This is a genomic window from Sphingomonas sp. ATCC 31555, assembly GCF_000282895.1.
Lineage (GTDB): Bacteria > Pseudomonadota > Alphaproteobacteria > Sphingomonadales > Sphingomonadaceae > Sphingomonas.
Map to the genome: position 1 here is coordinate 48,841 of NZ_ALBQ01000001.1, position 20,866 is coordinate 69,706.

The 20,866-nt window shown below is 66.9% G+C and carries 19 protein-coding genes; 7 read left to right on the top strand and 12 right to left on the bottom strand.

All coding sequences use genetic code 11. The annotated features are described in order from the left end of the window. Positions 1-28: 28 nt before the first annotated feature. From B215_RS20500 to B215_RS0100245, 4 genes are all read right to left on the bottom strand, one after another. Positions 29-1,042 (bottom strand): hypothetical protein, encoded by a 1,014-nt coding sequence (locus B215_RS20500; protein WP_019367610.1) that lies wholly within the window; start codon positions 1,040-1,042, stop codon positions 29-31. Then, the gene (locus B215_RS0100235) at positions 1,039-2,421 is read right to left on the bottom strand and encodes a glycosyl transferase family protein (protein WP_019367611.1); all 1,383 of its coding nucleotides are present in this window, start codon (positions 2,419-2,421) and stop codon (positions 1,039-1,041) included. Before B215_RS0100235 ends, B215_RS20500 begins: the two co-directional genes overlap by 4 nt. A 323-nt stretch (positions 2,422-2,744) precedes the next feature. After that, positions 2,745-3,269, bottom strand: coding sequence for an RcnB family protein (locus tag B215_RS0100240; RefSeq protein ID WP_019367612.1), 525 nt, complete (start codon positions 3,267-3,269; stop codon positions 2,745-2,747). Positions 3,270-3,385: 116 nt separating this feature from the next. After that, complete coding sequence (locus B215_RS0100245) at positions 3,386-3,868, bottom strand: outer membrane protein assembly factor BamE (RefSeq protein ID WP_019367613.1); 483 nt, start codon at positions 3,866-3,868, stop codon at positions 3,386-3,388. Between the two features lie 116 nt (positions 3,869-3,984). On the opposite strand from B215_RS0100245, the gene B215_RS0100250 reads away from it, so the two are divergent. Further along, a complete protein-coding gene (locus B215_RS0100250; protein ID WP_019367614.1) occupies positions 3,985-4,497 on the top strand; it encodes a ubiquinol-cytochrome C chaperone family protein in 513 nt (170 codons plus the stop codon). Next, a complete protein-coding gene (locus tag B215_RS0100255; protein ID WP_019367615.1) occupies positions 4,494-5,021 on the top strand; it encodes a YceD family protein in 528 nt (175 codons plus the stop codon). Before B215_RS0100250 ends, B215_RS0100255 begins: the two co-directional genes overlap by 4 nt. Here B215_RS0100255 and B215_RS0100260 read toward each other — a convergent pair. Further along, complete coding sequence (locus tag B215_RS0100260; RefSeq protein WP_019367616.1) at positions 4,996-5,667, bottom strand: TetR/AcrR family transcriptional regulator; 672 nt, start codon at positions 5,665-5,667, stop codon at positions 4,996-4,998. The two genes, B215_RS0100255 and B215_RS0100260, sit on opposite strands and share 26 nt — an antisense overlap. A 112-nt stretch (positions 5,668-5,779) precedes the next feature. Here B215_RS0100260 and B215_RS0100265 point away from each other — a divergent pair, with 112 nt between their 5' ends. The 3 genes from B215_RS0100265 (at position 5,780) to B215_RS0100275 (ending at position 9,840) form a co-directional block, all read left to right on the top strand. Further along, positions 5,780-8,113, top strand: a complete 2,334-nt coding sequence (locus tag B215_RS0100265; protein ID WP_026008788.1) for a TonB-dependent receptor — start codon at positions 5,780-5,782, stop codon at positions 8,111-8,113. Between the two features lie 192 nt (positions 8,114-8,305). Continuing rightward, on the top strand, positions 8,306-9,559 hold the full coding sequence (locus tag B215_RS0100270) for a spinster family MFS transporter (RefSeq protein ID WP_026008789.1): 1,254 nt from the start codon (positions 8,306-8,308) through the stop codon (positions 9,557-9,559). A 44-nt stretch (positions 9,560-9,603) separates the two neighbouring features. Further along, the gene (locus B215_RS0100275; protein WP_019367619.1) at positions 9,604-9,840 is read left to right on the top strand and encodes a hypothetical protein; all 237 of its coding nucleotides are present in this window, start codon (positions 9,604-9,606) and stop codon (positions 9,838-9,840) included. Here B215_RS0100275 and B215_RS0100280 read toward each other — a convergent pair whose 3' ends face one another. The 4 genes from B215_RS0100280 to B215_RS21115 all read right to left on the bottom strand — a co-directional run bounded on the left by B215_RS0100280 (position 9,841) and on the right by B215_RS21115 (position 14,837). Further along, positions 9,841-11,409: a peptide chain release factor 3 gene (locus tag B215_RS0100280; RefSeq protein WP_019367620.1), complete on the bottom strand. Its 1,569-nt coding sequence runs from the start codon at positions 11,407-11,409 to the stop codon at positions 9,841-9,843. Between the two features lie 88 nt (positions 11,410-11,497). Next, positions 11,498-12,361, bottom strand: coding sequence for an aldose 1-epimerase family protein (locus B215_RS0100285; RefSeq protein ID WP_019367621.1), 864 nt, complete (start codon positions 12,359-12,361; stop codon positions 11,498-11,500). A 39-nt stretch (positions 12,362-12,400) separates the two neighbouring features. Further along, positions 12,401-14,506, bottom strand: a complete 2,106-nt coding sequence (locus tag B215_RS0100290; protein ID WP_019367622.1) for a S8 family peptidase — start codon at positions 14,504-14,506, stop codon at positions 12,401-12,403. Continuing rightward, positions 14,484-14,837 carry a hypothetical protein gene (locus tag B215_RS21115; RefSeq protein WP_019367623.1) on the bottom strand — a complete coding sequence of 118 codons (354 nt, stop codon included), beginning with the start codon at positions 14,835-14,837 and terminating at the stop codon, positions 14,484-14,486. The genes B215_RS0100290 and B215_RS21115 overlap by 23 nt, the downstream gene beginning before the upstream one ends. Before the next feature lie 146 nt (positions 14,838-14,983). Between B215_RS21115 and B215_RS0100300 the strand changes: the two genes are divergently transcribed. Together B215_RS0100300 and dapD are read left to right on the top strand one after the other, a co-directional pair. Beyond that, a complete protein-coding gene (locus tag B215_RS0100300; RefSeq protein WP_019367624.1) occupies positions 14,984-15,646 on the top strand; it encodes a pyrimidine 5'-nucleotidase in 663 nt (220 codons plus the stop codon). A gap of 1 nt (position 15,647) precedes the next feature. Continuing rightward, complete coding sequence (gene dapD, locus B215_RS0100305) at positions 15,648-16,469, top strand: 2,3,4,5-tetrahydropyridine-2,6-dicarboxylate N-succinyltransferase (RefSeq protein ID WP_019367625.1); 822 nt, start codon at positions 15,648-15,650, stop codon at positions 16,467-16,469. A gap of 39 nt (positions 16,470-16,508) precedes the next feature. Here dapD and B215_RS0100310 read toward each other — a convergent pair whose 3' ends face one another. The 3 genes from B215_RS0100310 to queF form a co-directional block, all read right to left on the bottom strand. Further along, positions 16,509-17,795 (bottom strand): glycoside hydrolase family 130 protein, encoded by a 1,287-nt coding sequence (locus B215_RS0100310; protein ID WP_019367626.1) that lies wholly within the window; start codon positions 17,793-17,795, stop codon positions 16,509-16,511. Positions 17,796-17,846: 51 nt separating this feature from the next. Beyond that, positions 17,847-20,117: a glycosyltransferase family 4 protein gene (locus tag B215_RS0100315; RefSeq protein ID WP_019367627.1), complete on the bottom strand. Its 2,271-nt coding sequence runs from the start codon at positions 20,115-20,117 to the stop codon at positions 17,847-17,849. Positions 20,118-20,258: 141 nt separating this feature from the next. Continuing rightward, on the bottom strand, positions 20,259-20,705 hold the full coding sequence (gene queF / locus B215_RS0100320; RefSeq protein ID WP_019367628.1) for a preQ(1) synthase: 447 nt from the start codon (positions 20,703-20,705) through the stop codon (positions 20,259-20,261). Positions 20,706-20,866: the final 161 nt, after the last annotated feature.

Here is a 20,866-nt window from a genome sequence, read left to right on the forward strand (position 1 = left end):
GAAGCCACGTCCGTCGGCGCTTTCGCGATCAGAAATCGCTGCCGATCGACAATGCCAGCCCCGATCCAGGCCGGATGTTACCTGCGATCCGCTGTCGCCAATCGAGCGCGATCCGTGCCCGACTGCCGCCCAGCGGCACGCTCAGCAGCAACGACGGCCCCACATCGAGGCGCTGCGCATCCCGCTGGGCCGCGCCCCATCCTCCCATGCCGATCGAAACTTGCGTGCCCTGCGCGTCCGACAGGCGTCGGGTCAGGCGCGCCGCGCCATCGGCATAGCCGTCCGCCCGCTCGCGGAGCACCGCGCCCGCCTGACCATAGGCTTCGACGCGCAATCGCCCGAAGGCGCGATCGATCCCCAGGATCACGCCGACGCCGCTGCCGCCCGGCGCGCCGTCCAGGCCGATGCGTCGTTCGACCAGCACGCGCACCGGCGATGCGGTCCGCCATTCCAACCCCAGCGCCGCCTCGATCCCGGATCCCGCAAGCGGCCCTGCCAAGCGCGCGGTCACCGCCAGGCGCGGCGTGCTGTGGAAGCTTCGCGCAATCCGCAGTCCATATTGGCTCCCGCCGATCTGGCCGCCGCCGGGCGCGGCGCCGATGCCCCTGCCCGGCCGTGCGACGAGCCATAGGCTCGCCTGCCACAAGTCCCCGATCCCGGCCGGTTCGGACCGGAGGGCAGCGGGTTCCGCTTGCGGCAGGGGATCCACCAGCCGACCGGCCGCCAACGGTCCCTCCTTCCAGGATATCGGAAGGATTGGAATGGCCTCCGCGAGCGGCGGCGCCTTCATCTCCGCTCGCAGCGATGGGGCTCGCAAAGCAACGGGTTGCGCTACGCGTCGTACCGGGCCGCGTGGCGCCACGGGCTGCGGCACCGCAGCGGCGACGGGTTCGGCGCGCGGCCGCCGCTGCACCGGCACCTGCTCGACCGCAGAGGCGAGGTCCGCAGCTCCCGGCAGCAGCATCGCCACGCGCAGCCCGATCCAGCCGACAAGCACGCCCGCGACGAAGCGCAGCGGCCGCCCCCTACCCGCGCGATTCATGCCGCCGTCCGTCGGGACTCCAGCGCGTCTCCGGGGAAATGGTGCGCCGTCTTGTCCCAGCGCAGCGGCCCTCCCCGCAACAGGCCGATATAGATCCAAAGGGCGCGGCGCGCGGCGAGCAGCGCAATCGCATTGGCGGCCAGCATCCGCGGGATCGACCATGCCGCCTCGCGCCAGCCATGGCTACATCCCACCAGCAGTACCCGCATCAGCAGCCGCCAGACGAGCAGGCCGGCGTTGAACGTCAGCAATTGCATGGCCCAGCCTTCGAGGCCGTGCGGCGCGGTACCGGCGACCAGGTGCAGCGCGCCCGAAACGCCCCACAGGATCAATGCGCAATAGGCCAGCGCCAGTACCGGCATCGCCAGCGTCACGCGTCGATCGCGCATCCGCATCCAGTGGTCGCCCAGATCACGCCATCGCCCCCAGCCGGTGCGGTCCCAACCCGCCAGAGCTATCCCGGCCATCCAGCGCGCCTTTTGCCGAACCGCGGCCGACAGCGTTGCCGGGAAGAAGGCGCGTACCGCGACGAGCGAGCCGCTCTCCGTATCGAACGCTCGCACGAACGCGCAACGCGCACCCAGCGCCCGCAGCGTGAGCCCCAGCTCATAGTCTTCGGTGAGGCTGGCGGCATCGAACGGCGCACCGCGCCGGTCGGCGATCCGCTGCAGCAGGTCGCGCCGGATCGCACAGCCCACTCCGGCCAGCGGCATGCCCGCACCCAAGCGCTGGCGCACCGGCAGCGTCGCGCCATGCGCCTGTGCGAACTCGTCGAGATAATGGCCGGAGACCAGCCGCGATCCGGGCGCGACGAGCGGCACCACCGGCAGCTGCACCGCGCCATGCGTCGCGATCCATGCGGCGAACACGCGCAGTTCGGCCGGATGCACGACATCCTCGGCATCGTGCAGCACGATCGCATCGACCCGTGCGCCCGCCGCCGCCTCGTCGCGCAGCAGGGCGCGCCAAAGCGTGTTCAGGCAATCGGCCTTGGTGGTGGGGCCGGGATGGGTGCCTATCACCAGGCGCACCCGGACGTCCTCTCCCGCTACACGCGCCACCGCCGCGATGGTGGCAGCGTCATTAGGATAGGTGCCGACATAGAGGTGATACGCGCTCCCCGGCCAACGGGCGAGCGTCGCGCGCAGCATCGGCTCGATCACCGCCGATTCGTCCCAGGCGGGCACGAAAATGGCGAACCGCTTCCCCCGTGCCCCCTCCGCGATATCGGCGACAGGCTTGCCACGCCCGCTGAAGAACAAGGTGGTGGTGATATAGATTAGGTCGACCAACAGGTCATCGATACCCCCGATCGCCATGAAAACCGCTGCGAATAGCGTCACTTCATGCGCGATTGCATCGACGGCAGCCATCATCATCGTTCCCCCTCGATGAATCCGATTTGGACCGTCCGACGATGATTCTCTGCGCGCCCCCTGCGATCATCGTCGTAACTTGTTGAGAGCTGTAGAGGATGCAGGACAGGATCGTCCATCCTTGCGGAGCGATATGCCACCATTTCGGATCGAACGGGCTGATCGCATCCCGGGCGGCGGCAGCACCCGCTTATGAGACACGAAAATCATCTTATTAAAAATACGGAACTTTTCCCCTTCGCACCCGTTCAGACCGGCTATTCCTTTCGGAAGACCCCTTAAACTTGAAACGGCCGGGCACCCCGGGGTGCCCGGCCGAATTCTTGTTATCGGTAGAAGCCCGGCAGAACCCGGATCACGCGGCCGCGGCGCCGGTCCACCAACAGCATGTCGCCATAGTGGCGCACCCACACCCGGTTCACGCCCGCCGGCGGCAGGTGGTAGCGCCAAGGGCTCGCGATTACATAGCGCGGCCCGTAATAAACCTGTCCGATCCGCGCACCCGGCTGGAAGCGGGAATAGCGGAACGGCGCGCGCCACGAACCGCGCGCGTACAGGTCGCCGTGCCGTTCGCGCCATACGCGCCAGTCATTGTCCGCCCAGCGCCGGTCGCGATCGCGCAGGTCTTCGCGGAATTCGCGATGCGCCTCGCGCAGATCGCGCCGCTCCTCGCGAATTCGCCGCGGATCGCCCGACCGCTCGGCGCGCGCCAGATCCCGTCTTTCGCTGCGAATCTCGCGCACGTCCCCGCGCAGTTCGGCGCGCGACTGGGCCATCGCGCTTGCCGGCATCACCACCATCGCCGGTGCGGCAACGGCAACCAGCAGCGCTGCGGTGACAAACTTCTTCATTGGAGCCTCCATCCTCGTTGATCCCCGCCGGCAGCTGGGCCGGCATGGGATGGAAGATGGAGCGCGCCGGCTGAACGATCCGAAAACCGATTCGTCAGCCACCGTAAAGCTTCAGCCTAGGGTCCGGTATTGCCGCCGCCACCGCCGCCGGCGCCGGCACCAGGTGCGCCCACCGTACCGATATTGCCGAACAGATCCTGGAAGAAGCTGCGGCCGCGGCCGAGCGTCGGCGTGGTCTTGCCATAGGGGCTGATCAAAGCCGCCAGTTCCGCGCCGGTCTGGTCCACCGCCGCCACATTGCCCGACGCATCGAAGCGGACGCGCAGCGTCGTCTGCGTCTTTACGCGCGGATTACGGAAGGCGAAGTTGCTGCTGTCGCGCGAGACGTAGAACCACTCGCCTTCGTTGAACTGGCTGGTGAAGCTGGGCTGGCCCAGCATCTGCGCCACCGATTCGCGCGTATCGATCCCCGGCTGCACCGAAGCGACCAGATCGTGATCGACCACATAGCCCTGATGCGTCCGCACCGGCGTACAGGCGGTGGTGCCGAGCACGACCAACAACGCGGCGGTGCCGAGCGTGCGAACGGGAAGCGACATCGGGATCTCCAGGCAAACACATGCGGCCCGCGGATTGCATCCCGGGCCGAACGCCTCAATATGCGGCAAAATGCGGCCAAACAAGGTCGCTACCGAGGAAGGCGCGAACAACAGCGATGCAATGGCTCCAGCGGCTCTTCAATCGCCCCGATCGGGGCACCATGCCGCAGCTCTATGCCGGCGTGGTCGCGCGCGGCCGCGCACCGCACTGGTATGTCGAAGGCGCCGTGCCCGATACGGTGGACGGCCGGTTCGACATGATCGCGGCGCTGCTCTGCCTGGTCCTGCTGCGGCTGGAGACGGAGCCGAAGGGCATCGCCCCGAGCACCGCGCTCGCCGAATGCTTTATCGACGATATGGACGGCCAGCTGCGTGAGATCGGCATCGGCGACATCATCGTCGGCAAGCATGTCGGGCGGATGATGGGTATGCTGGGCGGCCGGCTCGGCGCCTATCGCACCGGTCTGGCCGAGGGCGACCTCGGTCCTGCGCTGGTCCGCAACCTCTATCGTGGCGAGGCACCCGCGCCCGCCGCGCTCACCCATGTCGAGGCGCGGCTGCGCGCCTTTCGCGACGCGCTGGCGGCCCTGCCGATCGACCGTGTGATCGCCGGAGAACTGCCCGAATGAACGCTCCCGAATTTTCCCGAACCCATCGGCTGGACAAGATCGGCATGGGCGAAAGCGCCATCGAGATTGCCGCCACCGAAGACGAGCGTATCGCGCTCAGCCGTCGCTTCGGCTTCAAATCGATCGAGAAGCTCGATGCCGTCTTCCACCTGCACCGCGATGCGCAGGGCGTGGTGGCGCGCGGCCATGTTTCCGCCCGGCTGACCCAGGCCTGCGTGGTCACCGACGATCCGCTGCCGGCCAAGGTCGAACAGGATTTCGCGATCCGGTTCGTCGCCGCGCCCGAGGCCGGCGCCGAGGAGGAAGTGGAGCTGACCGAGGACGAGTGCGACACCGTCTTCTACACCGGCGGCGCGATCGACTTGGGCGAGGCGGCAGCGGAGACGATGGCGCTGGAGATCGATCCCTATCCGCGCGGCCCCCGCGCGGCCGAGGTGCTGCGCGCGGCCGGGGTGAAGAGCGAGGAGGAACACCGCCCGGTGAACGCGCTGGCCGGCCTCAAGGATCTGTTGGCGAAGAAGTAGGCGCGCCGATTCCTCGCGCCAGCAGCTGCGCGACCACGTCGGCAATGGCTTCGGGCGGCGTATCGTCGTCCCATACGCTGTAGCGCAGGCCGAGAAACACGTTCATGCCCATGATCGCCCAGGCATGGATCTCGCTGACGTCGTCGCGCAGCTCGCCGCGCTCGGCCCCCGCCCGCAGCCGGGCGGCGATGCGGTCGGCAGTGCTGGCATAATGATGGCGGAAGCTGGCCGGGTCGACGAACTCGGCCTCGTCGATGATGCGATAGATTTCCTTGTGGGTGCGCGCGAAGCCGATAAAGGCTTGCAACGCGGCGCGTTCCGCATCGATCTGGTCGCGTGCCCCGCGTAGCGCGGGGGCGACATGCTCCCGCACCTGGTCGCTCATGTCGCGCACCAGCGCGCGGAACACCGCGTCCTTCGAATCGAAATAGGTATAGAAGCTGCCGAGCGCCACGCCCGCGCGTCGGGTAATGCCGCTGATCGATCCTTCGTGAAAGCCTTTCTCGCCGAATTCGGCGGCGGCCGCATCCAGGATCGACCGCAGCGTGCGGCGACCGCGCTCGGTGCGCGGCGCCTTGCCCTCGCTGGCCGATCCGCCGCCGTCGGAATCCGAAGTGGCCGATATGCCACGCTGGCCCGCCTTCATCCGCCTCCCCTTTCACTCCCAAGTTGAAACCCGGTTCAGGTTTCAGTATAGCCTCGCGCACCGGCTTACAACCCACGAAGAGATCGGGTTGAACCAGGGGAGGATTGATCGCATGTCACGCCACCGTTCCGTCCGCGCCGCATTGTTCGCCAGCGTTGCGCTGTTTGCCGCGGCGCCGGCCTTTGCGCAGGAATCGCCTGCCAGCACCCAGGAACCCGCTGCCAACGGCATCCCCGCGGAAGGCGAAATCATCGTCACCGCGCGCCGGCGGGAAGAAAGCCTGCTCGACGTGCCGATCGCCGTCAGCGCGATCAGCGGCGAACAGTTGAGTGCGCAGGGCGCGCTCGACATCACCGATATCACGAACGCCGTGCCGAACGTGACGCTGGAAGTCTCGCGCGGCACCAACAACACGCTTTCCGCCTTCATTCGCGGCGTCGGCCAGCAGGATCCTGTCGCCGGCTTCGAAGCCGGTGTCGGCCTATATCTCGACGACGTCTATCTGAACCGGCCGCAGGCCGCCGTGCTCGACATCTACGACGTCGAACGGATCGAGGTGCTGCGCGGCCCGCAGGGTACGCTCTACGGCCGCAACACCATTGGCGGCGCGGTGAAATATGTAACCAAGCGCATCGGTGCCGATCCTTCGCTGCAGCTGCGCGGCGCCTATGGCTCGTACAACCAGGCCGATCTGGTGGTCAGCGCCAGCGCGCCGATCGCCGATACCGGCCTGAAGGTCAGCGCAGCCGGTGCCCGCCTCAGCCGCGGCGGCTTCGGGACAAACCTCACCACCGGACAGGACAATTACAACAAGGATCTGTGGGCGGCGCGCGGCACGATCGAGTACGAGCCCAGCAACAGCGCCTTCTTCCGCATCTCCGGCGACTATACCCACGACAAGAGCAACCCGCGCGGCGGCCATCGCCTGATCCCCGGCATCGTCAGCGGCACGCCGGTACTGGCCGACAAGTTCGACTCGCGCGGCGGCCTCGTCACGCCGCGCCAGGACGTGAAGGCCTGGGGCGTGACCGGACTGGCCGAACTCTACGCGACGGACTGGCTGACGCTGCGCTCGATCACCGCCTATCGCAAGGATGACAGCGCCACGCCGATCGATTTCGACGCGCTCGCCGCCGTCCAGGTCGACGTGCCGGCCTTCTACAACAACAAGCAGTTCAGCCAGGAAACCCAGCTGCTGGTGGATACGGGCAGCTTCTCCGGCCTGCTCGGCGTCTATTATCTCGATGCCAAGGCGCGCACCGTGTTCGACGTGCGCCTGCCCGGCGGCGTGACCGCGCTGACCTTCGGCGACGTCAACACCGATACCGTGGCCGTGTTCGGCGATTTCACCTACGATATCACGCCGATGCTCAGCGTGTCGGCGGGTGGCCGCTATACCTGGGATCAGCGCCAGTCGCGCGTGCTGCGCCAGACCTTCCTTGGCGGAGGATCGCCGTTCTTCGGCGGCACCGGCACGCTGTTCGCCACCACCTCGGATTTCCGCGGTACCGCCGACTTTGCGAAGTTCACCCCCCGCGCCTCGATCAGCTTCAAGCCGAGCAGCGATCACACGCTGTATGCAAGCTGGGCGGACGGCTTCAAGGGCGGCGGCTTCGATCCGCGCGGCCAAACCAGCGCCTGCCGAACGCCCAGCGGCACCACCTGCACCGCGCAGCAGGTGTACGACTTCATGTCGTTCGATCCCGAAACCGTCACCAGCTACGAAATCGGCTACAAGGCGTCGCTGTTCGACCGGCGGCTCAATGTCGCGTTGGCCGCATTCCACGCCGATTACACCGATGTGCAGGTGCCGGGGTCGATCGGCACCACGATCAACGGGCAGCAGACGTTCATCGGCATCACCACCAATGCCGGCAAGGCGCGGATGCGCGGCGTGGAGTTCGAGGGCAATCTGATCGCGGCGCGCGATCTGGCTGCGCCGGGTGGTACGCTCAACCTCAACTGGTCGGTCGGCTATCTCGATGCACGCTACAAGCAGTTCATCGATTCCCGCGGCATCGATGTCGCCAGTCGCCGCCGCATCCAGAACACCCCCGATTGGACCGCCAGCGGCACGATTGCTTATTCGGTGCCGGTGGGCAGCGAAGGCCAGGTAGCGGCGAGCTTTACCGCGTCGTACCGCAGCGCCTCGCAGCAGTTCGAACTACGCACGCCGATGCTGGACCAGCCGGGCTTCACCCTTTTCGACGCGAATTTGAATTGGGAGGTCAACAAGATGCTTTCGTTCGGCCTCCACGGCCGCAACCTGTTCGACAAGCGCTACATCGTCTCGGGCTACAACTTCCTCGCGCAGAACCCGGACACGGGCGCGTTCCTGCGCAACGCGGCGGGCGCCTATGTTCCCACGCTGGGTACGGAAGGCGTGCTGACCGCCTATTACGGCAATCCGCGCCAGGTGTTCGTCACGGGGACGGTGAAGTTCTGAGGACGACGCCAACCACATGATCCTCGTCATTCCCGCGAAGGCGGGAAGCCATTGGCCTGTGCGCTGGGGAAAGGACCGTAGCACCTGCGCGAATGGATCCCCGCCTTCGCGGGGATGACGATGGATCTCGACTTCCCTCCGAACAACGAGGGCCGCTAGGCAGCGTTCACCATCTCCGGCCGAGGACTCACCATGCCCCCGCACCCCAACCGTCCCGCTGCCCCACGCGGCCTCGTCCTCGCGATGCTGCTGCTCGTCTACATCTTCAACTTCCTCGACCGGCAGATCCTCTCCATCCTCGCCCAGCCGGTGAAAGCGGATCTGGGGCTCGACGACGGGCAGCTCGGCATGCTCGGCGGCTTTGCCTTCGCTTTGCTCTATTCCACCCTCGCCATCCCGCTGGCGATGCTGGCCGACCGCACCAGCCGCAGCTGGGTGATCGCCGTCTCGCTCGGCGTGTGGAGCGCCTTTACCGCGCTGTGCGGCACCGCGCAGACCTTTGCGAGCATGTTCCTCTACCGGCTCGGTGTCGGCGTCGGGGAAGCCGGCGGCGTGGCACCCAGCTATGCCCTGATCGCAGATGCGTACCCGGCCGAGCGCCGGTCGCGCGCGCTGTCGATCTATTCGCTGGGCATCCCGCTCGGTTCAGCGGGCGGGGCGCTGCTCGGCGGGTATATCGCCCAGACGGTGGAGTGGCGCACCGCCTTCCTCTTCGTCGGGCTCCTCGGATTGCTGATCGCCGTGCCGTTCAAGTGGATCGTCCGCGATCCGCCGCGCGCTGCGCCCGCCAAGGACGCCGTTCCCCTTGGCCGCGTCTTTGCTATCCTCGCCGCAAAGCCCAGTTTCTGGCTGCTCGCCTTCGGCGCGGCGGCGGGGTCGATGTGCGGCTATGGTGTCGCCTTCTGGCTACCGAGCCTCATCCTTCGCAGCTTCCAACTCAATCTGGCGCAGGTCGGCCAGTTCTTTGGCGGACTGCTGCTCACCGGCGGGGTGGCCGGCATCCTGCTCGGCGGCTGGCTGGGGGACCGGCTGGGGCAGCGGAATCGCAAATGGTATGCGCTGGCGCCTGCGATCAGCTACGTGATCGGCCTGCCGCTGTTCGTGGCCGGCGTGCTGGCGCAGAGCTGGCAGGCGGCGTTCCTGCTGTTCCTCGTGCCGCAGGCGCTGGTCTATGTCTGGCTGGGGCCGGTGCTCACCGCCGTGCAGCACCTCGTGCCGTCGCACCTGCGCGCCACCGCCTCGGCCTCGTTCCTGCTGATCAACAACCTGATCGGCCTGGGCCTGGGCAGCTGGGTGATCGGCCTGCTTTCCGCAAGGCTGACCCCGGCCTATGGGCCTGCGGACGGCCTGCGCTATGCGATCGCGGCGGGGCTTGGGCTGTATCTCGTCGCCGGCATCCTGATGGCGCTGGCGAGCCGGCGGCTGGCGCGCGACTGGGTCGATTGACGGCCCGATTCCCGCTCCCGCGTGGTTACTTCTATAATAACCACATGAGCTATACCCCGACCGACCTCGTCAAAGCCGAGAAGAATGTGGTGCTCGCCGAGCGCCACATTGCCGCCCAGCAGGAAGTCCTCGCGATGATGCGCGCCGCCGGCAGCCCTACCGAGGGCGCGCAGGAACTGCTCGCCAAGTTCGAAGCCGATCTCGGCCGCGCAGAGCGCATCCGCGACTGGATCGCCAGCGGTCTGGGCGAGCGCGGCCGCGAGCAGCGCGCAGCGGCCTGATTACCGCTCGCGCGTCGCGGCGAACTTCACCTTGTTGTAGCGCTCCGCAATATATCCCACCTCCCAGGCCGATTTGGCCAGGAACACCGGATTGCCGTCGCGATCCTTGGCGAGCGCGCCGCGATTGAGGTCCAGAAACTCCTTCATCGCGGCGGGATCGTCGGACGAAATCCAGCGCGCGGTGTCATAGGGCGAAGGCTCCAGCACCGCGCCGACCTTATATTCGGCATCGAGCCGGCTGAGCAGCACGTCGAGCTGCAGCTGGCCGACCACGCCGATGATCCAGTTCGATCCGATCTCCGGATAGAAGACCTGGATCACGCCCTCTTCGGACAGATCGTCCAGCGCCTTGCGCAGCTGCTTGGTCTTGGTCGGGTCCTTGAGCGCCACGCGGCGCAGGATTTCCGGCGCAAAGTTGGGCAGCCCGGTGAAGCGCACTGCCGCCCGCTCGGACAGCGTGTCGCCCACCCGCAGCGTCCCATGGTTGGGGATGCCGATGATGTCGCCGGGAAACGCCTCGTCGGCCAGTTCGCGCTCGCGGGCGAAGAACAGGATCGGCGAGTGGATCGCGATCGGCTTGCCGTGCCCCGTCGGCGTCAGCTTCATGCCGCGCTTGAAGGTGCCCGAGACCAGCCGCATGAAGGCGATACGGTCGCGGTGGTTGGGATCCATGTTCGCCTGGACCTTGAACACGAAGCCCGTCACCTCGTCGCGGGTCGGCTCCACCGGCGCCGGTTCGGCCGGCAGCGCGTGCGGCGGCGGCGCGAACTCGGCGATCGCCGCGATCAGCGAATCCACCCCGAACTCCTTCAGCGCCGAGCCGAAATAGACCGGCGTCATGTCGCCGTTGCGATAGGCCTCGCCGTCGAATTCGGCATAGCCCGCCTGGGCGAGCTCGACATCCTCGCGCAGCTTGGCGAGATTGTCGGCGGAGACGATCGCATCGAGCTGCGGATCGTCGAGTCCGGTCGTCTGGATCACCTTGCCGTGGAATTCTCGGGCATCGCCCTCGGGGAGCAGCAGGCGCTTGGTTGCGAGGTCGTAGATGCCCTCGAAGGTGCCGCCCATGCCCACCGGCCAGGTCATCGGCACCACGTCGAGCTGCAGCAGCTCGGCCACCTCGTCCAGCGTCGCGAACACCTCGCGGCCCTCGCGATCGACCTTGTTGACGAAAGTGATGATCGGCACGTTGCGCAGACGGCAGACCTCGAACAGCTTGCGGGTCTGGCTTTCGATGCCCTTGGCGACGTCGATCACCATCACCGCCGAGTCCACCGCCGTCAGCGTGCGGTAGGTGTCTTCCGAGAAGTCCTCGTGGCCCGGCGTGTCGAGCAGGTTGAAGGTGATGCCGTCGCGCTCGAACGTCATCACCGAGCTGGTGACCGAGATGCCGCGCTGCTGCTCGATCTTCATCCAGTCCGAGCGGGCACGGCGGGCAGCGCCGCGCGCCTTCACTTCGCCGGCAAGGTGGATCGCGCCGCCGAACAGCAGCAGCTTTTCGGTCAGCGTGGTCTTGCCCGCGTCCGGGTGCGAGATGATGGCGAACGTACGACGATCGGAGGGGGACATACGGGTGCTTCGAACGGGAGGGAGAATCGCGACGCCTTAGTCGGTGGCGGGATTTTTAGCCAGCGGTGCGTGCTGGCCCGGTTGTCCCTCAGTCGACCAGCGTGACATCCATTGCGAAGCGTCGCGTCTCGCCGGGGGCGAGCCGCTGGATGCCGGGCTTGTCCCAGATCTCGCCATCAAAGCCCGCCGGGTCGGCGAGGCCCCACCAGGGCTCGACGCAGACGAAGCGCGCACCCGGCTTGGTCCAGATGCCGAGCAGGCCGGCATCCGGGAAACGGATGCGCAGCTGCGGCCCGTCCTCCGCGCCGTACAACAGGCCGCGGCTGGCGAGCTGGTCCCAGATCAGCGCATCGGCGGTGAACAGGTCGTCGGACAGCGGCAGATTCTGCCCCTGCACCGGGCTGGTCCGGCGGTCGGACGCGATGCCGCCCTCGCCGATGTAGCGCAGCCCGGAGAATTCGGGTTCGTCGAACAGGATGCGATGCGCGGAGCGGGGGCGGCCATAGGGCAACGGCCAGGCAAAGGCGGGATGGAAGCCAAAGCTGGCCGGCATGTCGCGTGTATCCTGGTTGGTCACCGCGATCTCGATCCACAGGGTCGCCTCTTCCAGCCGGTACGTCGCATCAAGTGCGAAGGCGAAGGGATAGACGACGCGCGTGTCCGCATCGTCGACCAGGCGGAACGTGACGCGGTCGGCCGCCTGTGCCACCAGCGCGAAGGGCCGGCGCCGTGCGAAGCCGTGCTGCGGCAGGCTATAGTCCCGCCCGTCAAGTCGGTAGCGATCCCCCACCAGCCGCCCGACGATCGGGAAGAGGAGCGGTGCCCGCCCCGACCAGAAGGCGGGGTCGCCATCGGTCATCAGTTCACGCCCGGCCGGATCGCGCAGCGACGAGAGTTCGGCCCCATGCGGGTTGATGGCGGCGGTCAGCCGCGCGCTGGCAATGTCGATCATGTCGCTCGAATAGCCGGTGCCCGCCGCCAGGGGAAGCGCTCAGAACCCCCAGCTCAGCCGCACCGCGCCGCCGATGTCATTCGGCACATTGGCGAAATTACCCGGCTGCCGGCGCAGGAACAGATTGCTGCTGATATCCCCGTCCAGCACGTTCCAGCGATAGCGCAATTCGTAATCGATCTCGCGCCCGACGGGAGCGAGATTGATCCGCGCGTTGCTCCAGCTGGTCACGCTCTGCGTCCCGTAATCCCAGCCCTGCGGCAGGCGCACGCCGATCCCGCCCTGTGCCACGCGCAGCGGCTGCGCGACCCGCAGGCCGATCGAATCGTCGCCGAACACACCGTCCTTGCCCAGATCGGCCGCCCAGGCGTTGGTGCGGATCAGGCCCGATCCCTGGAACCCGCCGCGCAGCTGCGCATCGGTCCAGCCCTTGCGCAGCGCCCCGCCCAGGCTCCAGCCTCCGCCCAGCCCCCAGCGCAGGCCCAGATCGGCGAACAGGCTGCTCGCCCGCGCGGCACCCAGCCCGGCGCCGAAGCGCGCGCCGAGCACGGTGCTGTTCTCCGCCAGCCGGGTGAGGCCAAGGCTCGCGTTCAGTCCACCGAAGCGCCGGTCGACCGCGATGCTGGCGCGGCCATAGCCGAACCGCTGCCAACGCCCGCGCAGCGCGGCGATCTCGGTCGCATCCTGGCTCAGCACATCACCATATTCGCTGGCCATGGTGATGCCCCAACTGCCCAGCGCCTGACGTACCGCCGCCGATCCACCGACGGCCACGTCGAACCCGGCGCCGCTCAGCGGATCGCGCGCGATCAGGAAGGCCGGATCGGCGCGTCCGGCAAGCTGCGCGGTCAGGGCGTTCCCGCTCTGCGAGGCACCGATTGCGAACTGCACCCTGGCGCCCAGCCGGCCGCTTACTGTCGTCGCGAGCATCCGGGCGATTCCGGCATCGCGGGTGGTGATGCCAAGCCGTTCGATTCGCACCGAATCGGTCGTCGGCACCAACGAAACGGCGACGTGCATGTCGCTCATCCCGACCGAAAAACTGCGGTCGCGCGTCGCCATCAGCGTGGAAAGATTGCGGGCCATCGGCTGGCGCTGGATCGTGCCGCCCACATCGGTTTCGAACGCACGCTGAAATGCATCGAGCACCACCATGCCCAGTGCGCCCTGCACCGCATCGCCCATCGGCGCAGAAAGCGTGCCGTTCACCGTCGTCGATACGGCAGCCGTGCTGCCGGCGACCGACATGGTGCCGACGGGCTGGAAGGCCCGCGTGAGATCCAGCACGCCACGGCCATAGATCGCGTCCGTGCCCGGGTCGCCCATATCGCGTGCGGTGGCGTAGAGCAGATCGACGATCTGCTTGCCGGTAAGGTTTGGAAAGGCCTGGGCCAGCAAGGCGATCGCCCCGGAGATCTGCGGCGCGGAGAAGGAGGTGCCCGACCAGAGAAAAGCGACGTTGTTGGCATCCGGGGCGCGGACCTGCTCGCCCACCGCCGCCAGGTACACGCTGGCCGAAGATCCGGCGCGGTTGGAAAAATCCGAAATCACGTCGCTGGCATTTACCGATCCGGCGATAATCACCAGCCCGCGCGCGATCGCGGCGTTCATCGCAGGCGAGGTGAAGGCATCGGGATTGGCCGCCCCGTCATTGCCGGCGGAGAGCACCACGATCACGCCGGCCGCGGTAGCGCGATCGATTGCCGCGCTCAGCGACGTCGATGCGCTTTCGCCGCCGAGCGAGATGTTGACCACGCGCGCGCCGGCGGTGCGGGCACGGTCCAGCGCGGTCGCGATTGCGCTGGAATCGAATTTGCAGGTCGAGGTGTCCGATCCGTCGCAGCTGCCCGCCCGGTCGGCTCGCTGCACCACCAGCTGCGCATCGAAGGCGACACCATGCGAACCGCTCGCATTGCGCCGTCCCGCGATCGTGAAGGCTACGGCGGTGCCGTGCCCCCCGACATCGTCGATCGTGCCATTGCCTCCCGTGTCGCTGGAACTGGCCAGGATGCGGCAGCTGCCGGTCCCTACCCCGCCGGAGCAGTCGCCAAATTCAAGGCTTTGCAGATCGATGCCCGAATCGATCACCCCCACCTTCACGCCATTGCCGGTGGCGCCGGCATTATAGGCCACCAGCGCGCGCATCGACAGCGCTCCCACCGAAGCGCGATATTCGCTGGTATCGTAGTTCGTAGACGTCGGCGTCGGCGTCGGTGTTGGTGTTGGTGTCGGAGTGGGCGCCGGTGTGGGTGTGGGTGTAGGCGTAGGCGTAGGCGTAGGCGTTGGCGTTGGTGTTGGTGTTGGTGTTGGTGTTGGTGTTGGTGTTGGCGTTGGCGTTGGCGTTGGCGTAGGCGTAGGCGTCGGAGTGGGCGCAGGCGCAGGTGCCGGCGCGGGCGAAACACCGCCGCCACTGCCACCACCGCCGCTGCACGCGCCCAGCGCCACCAGGCCGCCGACCGCTGCCGACTGCATCCATCGCATACCCAACGCCACGCGCTTACCCCATCCTCTGCCGCATCGGCCCATGCATAGCCCAGCAATGGTTGCGGCTTATTTACCAACGTCAGCCTCGCGCTGCTGGCGTCTTGCGGCCGGGCAGCCCACCCCCTACAGGCCGCGGCGATGCTCGCCCAGCTCTCTCACATCCGCAACTGGATCTTCGATCTGGACAACACGCTCTATCCCGCGAGCGCCAACCTGTTCGCGATGATCGATGCGCGGATCGGCGAATATGTGCAGCGCCTGCTGCATTGTTCGGCGGAAGAGGCGCACAAGGTGCAGAAAGCCTATTTCCACGCCCATGGCGCCACGCTGTACGGCCTGATCGAAGAACATGGCACCGATCCGCACGACTATCTCAATTATGTCCATGACGTGGACATGAGCGTGCTCGAGGCGAACGAAGCGCTGGTCGAGGCGCTGGCCCGCCTGCCCGGCCGCAAGCTGATCTTCACCAACGGCGATGCGCCCTATGCGCAGAAGGTGCTCGACCGGCTGGGCCTGGCCGAGACGTTCGAGGCGATCCATGACATCCACGCCACCAGCTATCGCCCCAAGCCGGAGCCCTTGGCGTACCAGGGCCTGTGCGATGCCTATGGCCTGGACCCCCGCGAATCGCTGTTCGTCGAGGACATGGCGCGCAATCTCGGGCCGGCCAAGGCGATCGGCATGACCACCGTCTGGATCGACAATGGCTCGGAACAGGCGCCCGACGCCGACCGCAGCTTCATCGACTATACCATCACCGATCTCGGAGCCTGGCTCCACAGCATCTTGGAGAGCTGACATGACCGATCTCGCCGCGACGATCGACGCCGCCTGGGAAGACCGCGCGAACCTGAGCTTCGCCACCGAAGGCGCCGTGCGCGAAGCCGTTGCCGAAGCGCTGAACCTCCTCGACCGCGGCGAAGCCCGCGTCGCCGAGCCGACCGCGGAGGGCGGCTGGCAAGTCAACCAGTGGCTGAAAAAGGCAGTGCTGCTCAGCTTCCGCCTCAACGACAATGTCGTCGTCCCCGGCCCCGAAGGCACCGCCTGGTTCGACAAGGTGCCCTCCAAGTTCACCGGCTGGGGCGAGGCCGCGTTCCGCGACGCCGGCTTCCGCGCGGTGCCGGGCAGCATCGTCCGCCACGGCGCACATATCGCCAGGGGCGCGGTGCTGATGCCCAGCTTCGTCAATATCGGCGCCTATGTCGGCGAAGGCACGATGGTCGATACCTGGACGACGGTGGGCAGCTGCGCGCAGATCGGCAAGAACGTCCATCTCTCGGGCGGCGTCGGCATCGGCGGCGTGCTCGAGCCGCTGCAGGCCGATCCCGTCATCATCGGCGACGGCGCGTTCATCGGCGCGCGCTCGGAAGTCGCAGAGGGCGTGCGCGTCGGCGAGGGCGCGGTGCTGTCGATGGGCGTCTATCTCGGCGCCTCGACCAAGATCGTCGATCGCGCGACCGGCCAGGTCTATCGCGGCGAAGTGCCGCCCTATGCGGTGGTGGTGCCCGGCACGTTGCCGGCCGAAGACGGCAAGCCCGGCCTCTACTGCGCGGTGATCGTCAAGACGGTCGACGCCCAGACCCGCAGCAAGACCGGGATCAACGAGCTGCTGCGCGACTGATCGCGAACGCCCCCTCGCACCGGCGAGGGGGCGTCTCGCTCATTCCATCTGATCGATCAGTGCCTGGATCGGCGCGAAGGCGAACGCGACCGAGCTGTCCGCGACGCCGTACGGAATGAACAGGCTGTCGCCGTGGCGGATCGCGCCGCAGGTGTAGACGACGTTCGGCACATAACCTTCGCGATCCTGATCGGCGGCGGCGAGCAGCGGCGCCTTCGAACGGGCCAGCACCTTCGACGGATCGTTCTTGTCGAGCAGCGCCGCGCCGATCGAGTATTTGCGCATCGCGCCCACACCGTGGGTCAGCACCAGCCACCCGTCATCGGTTTCGATCGGCGGGCCGCAATTGCCCATCTGCACCAGCTCCCAGGGGAAGCGCGGCTTGATGATCAGCTCGCCGCCTTCCCAATGGGTGATGTCGTCCGAGCTGTGGAGGAAGATGTTCTCGCCGTCCTGCCGGCCGAGCATCATATATTTGCCGGCCACCTTGCGCGGAAACAGCGCCATGCCCTTGTTGCGCGCGGCAGTACCGCTCATCGGCACCAGGTCGAGCGCGCGCCAGTCGCGGGTGCGCAGCAGCTCCGACTGGATCACCGATCCGTTATAGGCGGTATAGGTCCCGATCCATTCGGGCGTGCCGTCGTCATGGGTGAAGTGGCAGATCCGCAGATCCTCCAGCCCGTTCGATTGGGCACGGGTGATCGGGAAGATCACGGTGCCCGACAGCGTCGAATCGCGGTGGCGATAGACCGTCACCGGCCCTTCCGGGGCGCGCTCATCCGGCTCGCGGGCATCCGCGGCGGTGGCGAAGGGCGGCTCGGGCGCCAGTGTCAGTTCGTTCTTGTCGGTGATGATGCCTTCGCGGAACGCGACCGAGGAGATGTGCCCTTCCCCGACCGCGCGCAGCGACATCAGGATGCGCATGCTGCCCGCGGGCATGCCGGACTGATCATAATGCGGCACGGCGCTGGGGTTCATCAGCGCGGCGGCGGCATAGCTGTACTCGTGGCAGAAATAGGCGCCGAGCAGCTGGCGCTTTTCATCGCCGATCGCGGCACCGTCGAGCTTCAGCATTGCCTCGATCTCGTCGTAGCGCGTCATGAACACGCGGCGCGTCTGCCAGTGGCGCGCCTCGAAGTCCTTGAGCACCAGATCGAGTTCGGCGCGCGCCTCGCTTGGCGACAATGCGAGCACTTCGTTGACGATACGCTCGGTGCGGCTGGGCGCGCCGCTGCTGTTGGAGGCCCAGGCGATGTGAAACGGGCGCACCACGACGCGCGAAGGATCGGCGCGCAGGCGCAAGCTATGGTAAAACAGTTCCGGCATCAGCAACCCCCGGGGAACGCACGCTTATCGAGCGCCGCCCCCCGTATCGGTTCAGGCGACGGCGAGTTCCGGTCCTGCCACGCTTTTATTGCCCTTTGAAAGGGCCGAGATCGCACAATTCGCCAATTGGAGCGCCAGAATCGACTCCGCCCCCTGGTTGCGGTTGAGCCCGGTGGGCATCAGCCCGTCGAAACAGCCGCCATCGGCGACGCTGGCCAGCGGCGTATCGAGATCGTTCGCCCCCAGATACCAGCGATAGGCACGCATCGCCTCGTTTGCCCAGTGCCGGTCCTCGGTCACGTCATGCGCGGCGAGGCAGGCGTCGATCGTCGCCTGGGCTTCCAGCGGCTGCTGGTCGAACGGCAGCGGATCGGCATATTCGCGCCCGAAGCTTTCGGTGCCTACGGCGCGGAAACGGCCTTCGGGCGAGGTCTGGCGCTCGACGATCCAGGCCAGCGTTTCCAGGCCCGTGTCGATGAAGTCGCGCCGCCCGAGCACCTGGCCGGCGCGCAGCAGCGCTTCGGGCAGGCGCGCATTGTCATAGGCGAGCACGATTTCGAACCAGCGCCATTCGGGGCGACGCGCGGTTTCCAGAAGCGCGATCAGCTCGTTGCCGAAGCGCGTCAGGATCTCGCGCGACAGCGGATGGCCCGGATGTGCCTCTGCCATCGCTGCGGCGCCCAGCATGGCGAAGGCGTGCGCGCGCGGGCTGCCCAGATCGAAGGCGATCGAGGCGGTTTCGTCGAACAGCACCGATGCCCAGTCGCGATGCTTCTGCGCCCGCGCATCGCGCGCGGTGACGCCCAGCGCCCAGATGGCACGGCCGTTCGAATCCTCCGAACCCTCGTCCTCGCACCAGCTGCGATCGAAGTTCATGAAGTTTCGAAACTTGCGCTTGTCGGCATTCCACGCATGCTGGACGAAGCCGCCAAAGATGGCGGTCCAGCGATCGCGCACGGTCTCGTCGATGCCGTCGATCTTGCTCATCAGGATCAGCGCGCGGGCATTGTCGTCGATGCAATAGCCATGGCGGCGATCGGGCACCGAATAGATCGAATGCTGGAGCATGCCGGTCGCGTCGCTCATCCGCTCCACCGCCGTGAGGACGGGGTGGAGCGGCGCCAGTTCAGTGGACGATCGGGCGATGCGGCTCGGCTTGTCGTCCAGGATTGCGTCGATCTCGCCCAGCGCGCGCTCGGCGAGCCGCGCCCACAGCATCGTGCGGCCGCGCGCATAGGCACGCTCCGCCAGCGCGTGTCGGCCCGCCTCGTTGCCCAACAGGCGATTGATTTCGCGGGCGAACGCCGCGCTGTCGCCGAAATCGACGGTGACGCCGTGACCGTCGGCGAGGATCTCGGTCGCGTGGATGTACGGCGTCGAAATGACAGGCTTGCCCATGCTGACGGCATAGGAAAGCGTTCCCGAAGTGATCTGCGCCGGGTTGAGATACGGCGTCACGTACAGATCTGCCGCCTGGAGGTAATCGAGCAGATCGCTCTGCTCGACGAAGCGATTGACGAACTGCACGTTGCGCCCCAGCCCCGCCGCTTCCACCTGCGCGGCCAGCCGCTCGCGATAGGCTTCGCCTTCGTGCAGGACGAGATTGGGGTGAGTAGCGCCGAGCAGCACGTACAGCGCCTGCGGATGTTCGGCGACGACCGCGGACATCGCTTCGATCATCGTCTCGATGCCCTTGTTGGGCGCGAGCAGGCCGAAGGTGAGCACCACATCGCGCCCTTCCCAGCCGAATCGGCCCTTGAACGGCGCAGTGTCGCAGAAGGGGCGATCCGGCACGCCGTGCGGAATGTTCACGATCTTGCTGTCTTCCACGCCATGCACACGCGTCAGGATTTCGCGGCCCTTTTCGGCCATGACGATCAGCGTCGAGGCGCGCCGGATCAGCGCTTCCATCACCCGACGCTCGTCGGCGCTCGGCCGTTCGAGAATGGTGTGCAGCGTAACGATGACGGGGATCGACACGCGATCGGTAAGCGCGAGCAGCAATTCGCCCGCGGCGCCGCCGAAAATGCCGTATTCGTGCTGGATCCACAGCGCCTCGGCGCCGCTCGCCTCGATCGCGCGGGCAGCGTCCAGATAGGCGGCGCGATCATTCTGGGCGATCGCGCCGGTCACCTGCGGCGGATAGGCATAATGGCCGGGCCGGTCGTCCATCGCATAGACGTCGACCTGAATCCCCGGATAGCGCTCGGCAAGCGCGGTGTAGGTGTCGGTAGTAAAGGTGGCGATGCCGCACTTGCGCGGCAGGAAGTTACCGATCAGGGCAAGATGCCGGATCCTCGGATGAATCGGAGACCGTGCCATGGCGGACCTTTCGCTAGTGCATGATGGACTTGGCTCGCAAGCGAGCCTAATGTCCCGTTAAACTCCCGTTTTTCGAATAAGTTGCAGTTCTGCTGCAACGCACAACTCTATACCTGATGAACCGTGCTGTAAATCTGCCGTTCAGCCGCGGCCGCGATATCCGCTAACCCCCTGATCGGGGATCCAGACATCCTCGGGCGGCTTGCCCGATTGCCAGAATATGTCGATCGGAATGCCGCCGCGGGGATACCAGTATCCGCCGATTCGCAGCCATACGGGTGCCATTTCGCGAAACAGCCGCTCGCCGATGCCCACGGTGCAATCCTCGTGGAAGGCGCCATGGTTGCGGAAGCTGCCAAGGAACAGCTTGAGCGACTTGGATTCGACGATCCGCTCGCCCGGCACGTAATCGATCACCAGATGCGCGAAATCGGGCGCGCCGGTGATCGGGCACAGCGACGTGAACTCTGGTGCCGCGAAGCGCACCAGATAGCGGCTGCCGGGCCGGGGATTGGGCACATAATCGAGTTCCGCTTCCTCCGGCGTGGCGGGCAGGGCGGATTGTTTTCCGAGATGCTTGGCGTCCATGCACGCCATGTAGGCGTTTGCCGTGCGGTTTCCATAGGGCTAGAGGGACGGGTAACATCGCATCTCCTCGCGTGGCGAGGCGTCGCTTTGGGGATTTGTCCCCCTCGCCCTTCCCACCGCTTGCGGCGGCGGGCTCCTCCCTCTCCCCTCGCGGGAAAGGG